This is a genomic window from Cryobacterium sp. RTC2.1, assembly GCF_035018685.1.
Lineage (GTDB): Bacteria > Actinomycetota > Actinomycetes > Actinomycetales > Microbacteriaceae > Cryobacterium > Cryobacterium glucosi.
The window spans coordinates 1-4425 of record NZ_JASJXJ010000223.1 but is presented as its reverse complement, the minus strand read 5'-3'; the positions used below and the strand labels follow the sequence as shown (position 1 = coordinate 4425).

Annotated in this window: 6 protein-coding genes; all 6 read right to left on the bottom strand. The window is 66.4% G+C overall.

Translation table 11 applies throughout. From position 1 onward, the window contains the following. A partial coding sequence (gene lspA, locus QN357_RS18020; protein WP_323505303.1) for a signal peptidase II occupies positions 1 to 584 on the bottom strand: 584 nt, incomplete at its 3' end. Next, the gene (locus QN357_RS18015; protein WP_134446089.1) at positions 574 to 1200 is read right to left on the bottom strand and encodes a DivIVA domain-containing protein; all 627 of its coding nucleotides are present in this window, start codon (positions 1198 to 1200) and stop codon (positions 574 to 576) included. The genes lspA and QN357_RS18015, both read right to left, overlap by 11 nt. Before the next feature lie 138 nt (positions 1201 to 1338). Then, entirely contained in the window at positions 1339 to 1635 is a 297-nt protein-coding gene (locus tag QN357_RS18010) for a YggT family protein (protein WP_134446090.1), read from the bottom strand. A gap of 8 nt (positions 1636 to 1643) precedes the next feature. Next, positions 1644 to 2180, bottom strand: coding sequence for a cell division protein SepF (locus QN357_RS18005; RefSeq protein ID WP_134446091.1), 537 nt, complete (start codon positions 2178 to 2180; stop codon positions 1644 to 1646). Between the two features lie 35 nt (positions 2181 to 2215). Further along, on the bottom strand, positions 2216 to 2908 hold the full coding sequence (locus tag QN357_RS18000; RefSeq protein ID WP_323505302.1) for a YggS family pyridoxal phosphate-dependent enzyme: 693 nt from the start codon (positions 2906 to 2908) through the stop codon (positions 2216 to 2218). A 7-nt stretch (positions 2909 to 2915) separates the two neighbouring features. Further along, complete coding sequence (gene ftsZ, locus QN357_RS17995) at positions 2916 to 4097, bottom strand: cell division protein FtsZ (RefSeq protein WP_134446092.1); 1182 nt, start codon at positions 4095 to 4097, stop codon at positions 2916 to 2918. Positions 4098 to 4425 lie beyond the last annotated feature (328 nt).

The following is a 4425-nucleotide window of genomic DNA, read 5'->3' as shown; positions in this document are numbered from 1 at the left end:
GGCAGGGGCGGTGCCGGGGTCGAGCCGGGGTCGGCCGGATCGGCATCATGGGCGGTGCCGGCCGGCTCGCGCACGGCCCTGCGTCCGTCGAGGCCGATGCCGCGGATGGTGAGGATCATGAAGATCACCATGCTCGTGACGATCGACGCGTCCGCGACGTTGTAAATGGCGGGGATCAGCCAGGGTGTCGTGATGAAGTCGACGACGTGGCCCAGGCCGAAGGACGGCTCCCGGAAAAGCCGGTCGGTGAGGTTTCCGAGCACGCCGCCGAGGAGCAGGCCGAAGACGAGCGCCCACGCCAGGGAGCGGATGCGCCCGGCGAAGATCACGATGAACACGACGACCGCCGCGGCGATGATCGTGAAGATCCACGTCATGCCGGTGGCGAGGCTGAACGCCGCGCCCGGGTTCCGGACGTAGTGCCATTGCAGCACATCCCCCAGAACCCGGACGGTACTTCCTTCGGTCAGCGAACTGACGACGAGGAACTTGGCCGTCTGGTCGAGCGCATAGACGCCCAGCGCGGCGAGGCCCAGAACGATGAGCGCGCTGGATCGCCCTTTCGTTCGGACCTTAGGAGCCAAAGCCCTGGTAGCTCGGCTTCTGCGCGCTCTCGGCGCCGACCGGTGAGGCAGCGTCGAGGTCGTGCAGCTGGCCCTCGATGTAGCTCTTCAGCTTCTGGCGGTATTCGCGCTCGAAGGTGCGGAGCCCGTCGATCTTGTTCTCGAGGACGGAGCGTTCCTTGTCCAGGATCGTGTTCTGCGCGCGCTGCTTGGCTTCGGCCTCCGCAACGAGGCGGGCCGCGGTTGCGTGACCCTCGGCGATGAGGGCGTCGCGCTTCTCGGCGCCTTCCTTGACGTGTTCCTCGTGCAGGCGGCGGGCCAGCTGCAGCAGGTTCGTGGTGCCGGCGGTCTCGTCGATCGGCTCGGCCACGGGAGCCGCTGCGGCGACGACCGCGGGAACGACGACGGGCGCGGGAACGACCTCGGGAGCCTTGACGGCTTCGACGGGGGCGACGACGGGAGTGCTTCCGGCTTCGGTGCTGACACCGGCGCGGAGCTCCTCGTTTTCGGCAGTCAGGCGGCGAAGCTCCACGACGACCTCGTCGAGGAAGTCATCCACCTCGTCCTGATCGTATCCTTCACGGAACTTGGTCGACTGGAACCGCTTGTTGACTACATCTTCCGGAGTTAGCGCCATGGCTTTCCACCCTTAAAACTCAGTTGAGAACTTTTTGTCGAACGAATAATTGACGCTACCGGACGGAGCGTGTTGCACACGCGAACCCGGGACGCCTCGATCAAGAATACATGCCGCACTCCGGAACGGACGCGAGAACTACCGGAGAGCGCCGACGACGCCCATGCCGATGATCGTGCAGAGCATGGTCAGGCTCCAGCCGAAGTCGAATGCGATCGGGCCGACCCGCAGTGGCGGCAGGATGCGCCGGAAGAATTTGACCGGTGGATCGGTGACCACGTAGATGAATTCGACCAGAACGAGCGTGATTCCCTGCGGGCGCCACGAGCGGTTGACGCTGCGGACGAGGTCGACGATGAAGCGTCCCCACATGACGAAGAAATACAACAGCAGGGCGTAGTAGATGATCCAGGCGAGCAGTGTGACGACGAACACGGCCGAGACTATGACTGCGCGAAGAAGGACGACTCCGTGTCGGACTCCTCGGCGGCGTTGTCGCCCGAGACGACGATGTGGGACGGCGAGAGCAGGAACACCTTGGCGGTGACACGTTCGATCTTGCCGTAGAGGCCCTGGGAGAGGCCACTTGCGAAGTCGATGAGCCTGCGCGCGTCGGCGTCACTCATCTGGGAGAGGTTGATGATGACCGGAATGCCCTCGCGGAAGGATTCCGCGATCAGCTGGGCATCGCGGTACTGGCGCGGGTGGACGGTGAGGATTTCATTCATTTCTGAGGCAGCCACATTCTTGGGAGTGGAGGTCTTGCGCAGCGGGGTCACCGGGGCGCGGCCATTGGTGCCGTGAGAGCCCTCGACGCGCGTCGCGGACGGGCCGGCCTGGTGCGGCGCGGCGGTCTTCGGCTGGGCGGAATTCGAGACGGCATTCTGATCGGCCGCGGGTGGGGCGACGGGCGCCTCGTACTCCAGCTCTTCGTCTGCCAGCCCCAGGTAAACCATGGTTTTCTTGAGCGGGTTGGACATCTCGACCTCCGTGTTGGTGATTCTTCGTACTCAGATTAACCGAGAGTCGGGCGATTCCCGGTGATTGCGGTGCCAATTCGAAGGTGTGTCGCCCCTTCGCGGATGGCCTCCGGATAGTCCTGCGACATGCCCATCGACAGGAATCGCGCCTCGGGCGCGGCCCTTCGGATGCCCTCCCCGAGTGACCGGACCCTGGCGAACTCCGCTGCCGGTTCCGCCCCGAGCGGGGCGACGGCCATGAGCCCGAGCAAGCCCAATCCCGGCGTGCCGAGCACGTGCTCGACGAGCGCATCGAGCCCGGAGGGATCGACGCCCCCGCGAGCGGGGTCGTCCGTGAGGTTCACCTGGATGAAGCAGTCGATGGACGAATCGGCAGAGCCGAGGGCCGTCGCGAGGGACGCCCGGTCGACGGAATGCACGACGTGAGCGTATGCGCGCACCTGCCGGGCCTTCTTGCCCTGGACCTGGCCGACGAAATGCCAGGTGAGGTCGCGGCCGGCCAGGGCGCCGGCCTTTTCCTGGGCCTCCTGGTGGCGATTCTCGCCGAAGTCGTGCACACCGAGCCGGAGGAGTTCCTCGATCATCGTGACGGGATGGAACTTGGTCACGACGATCGTCGTCACGTCCGCCGGGTCCCTGCCCGCGTCCCTGGCGGCCGAGGCGACCCGTTCGCGCACGACGTCGAGCCCCCCGGCGAGGCCGGACGGCTCAGGACGCAATTCGGTCACGATGGGTTTACTTGAGGAAGTCGGGGATGTCCAGGTCGTCGGGGTCTTCTTCGAAGGCCGGGTCGGCGACGGCCGTCCCTGCTTCTCCGGCGGACCAGGTCGCGACGCTTGCCTCTTCGGTGCCGAAGACGCTCGCAGCGCCGCCCGATGCAGCATCCGCCGTAGCGGAGACGGCGCCGGCGGCGACACCCGCGGCCACGAGGTCCGCGTGGCGCACCTCGACGGCCTTGACACCGGGTTCTCCGCCGTCGAAGCCTGCTGCGATGACCGTCACCCGGACCTCGTCACCGAGGGTGTCGTCGATGACGGCACCGAAGATGATGTTGGCTTCGGGGTGCACGGCCTCCTGGACGAGGCGGGCCGCGTCGTTGATCTCGAAGATGCCGAGGTTCGAGCCGCCCTGGATCGAGAGGAGCACTCCGTGTGCGCCGTCGATGGACGCCTCGAGCAGGGGGGAGGCGACGGCGAGTTCTGCCGCCTTGATGGCGCGGTCTGCACCGCGTGAGGAGCCGATGCCCATGAGCGCGGAACCCGCGCCCTGCATGACGGACTTCACGTCGGCGAAGTCGAGGTTGATCAGACCGGGGGTCGTGATCAGGTCGGTGATGCCCTGCACGCCGGCGAGGAGGACCTGGTCGGCCGTTGCGAAGGCCTCGAGCATGCTGATGCCGCGGTCGCTGATTTCCAGCAGGCGGTCGTTCGGCACGACGATGAGCGTGTCGACCTCGTTCTTGAGGGAGGCGACACCCGCCTCGGCCTGGGCCTGGCGGCGCTTGCCCTCGAAGCCGAACGGCTTCGTGACGACGCCGATGGTGAGCGCGCCGATGGACTTCGCGATGCGGGCGACGACGGGTGCGCCGCCGGTGCCGGTGCCGCCGCCTTCGCCGGCGGTCACGAAGACCATGTCGGCTCCCGCGAGGGCTTCTTCGATTTCTTCGGCGTGGTCCTCGGCGGCACGACGGCCGACCTCGGGGTCCGCGCCGGCGCCGAGGCCACGGGTGAGGTCGCGACCGACGTCGAGCTTGACGTCGGCGTCGCTCATCAGCAGCGCCTGGGCATCGGTGTTGATGGCGATGAACTCGACGCCACGGAGGCCGAGTTCGATCATGCGGTTGACAGCGTTGACGCCGCCGCCGCCGATTCCAACAACCTTGATGACAGCGAGGTAGTTCTGGTTTGTTGTTGACACGTCCGGCCTCCGGTGGAACCCTAAACCTCTGGTCGAAGTTTAAAGTTATGCTGAGTATGCAATTCCTGATTTCGAAGGTAAGCGCCACGCATCCCCCTCCGGGGAGGCGCGCCCGCGTGTCGCGAACAACCCCGGAAAAATCACCGTGCGGATTACGCGTGGCGGGACGACTCGGTTCTCCGGCCGGCGGATGGCCCGCGGATCAGCGGAGGACGGCGCTGTCCGGAGAAGAGACGTCGTATTCCTTGACGGTGCCGACGGGGTGGCTCACGATGAGCGCGGCGAGCACGACGGCCTTGTACTCCGATCGCTCCGCACTCCCCCACAC

Bases quoted from the DNA above. Each gene is read 5' to 3' on its own strand.
- QN357_RS18005 (WP_134446091.1), bottom strand. From the start codon at position 2,180: ATGTCCAACCCGCTCAAGAAAACCATGGTTTACCTGGGGCTGGCAGAC.
- QN357_RS18015 (WP_134446089.1), bottom strand. From the start codon at position 1,200: ATGGCGCTAACTCCGGAAGATGTAGTCAACAAGCGGTTCCAGTCGACC.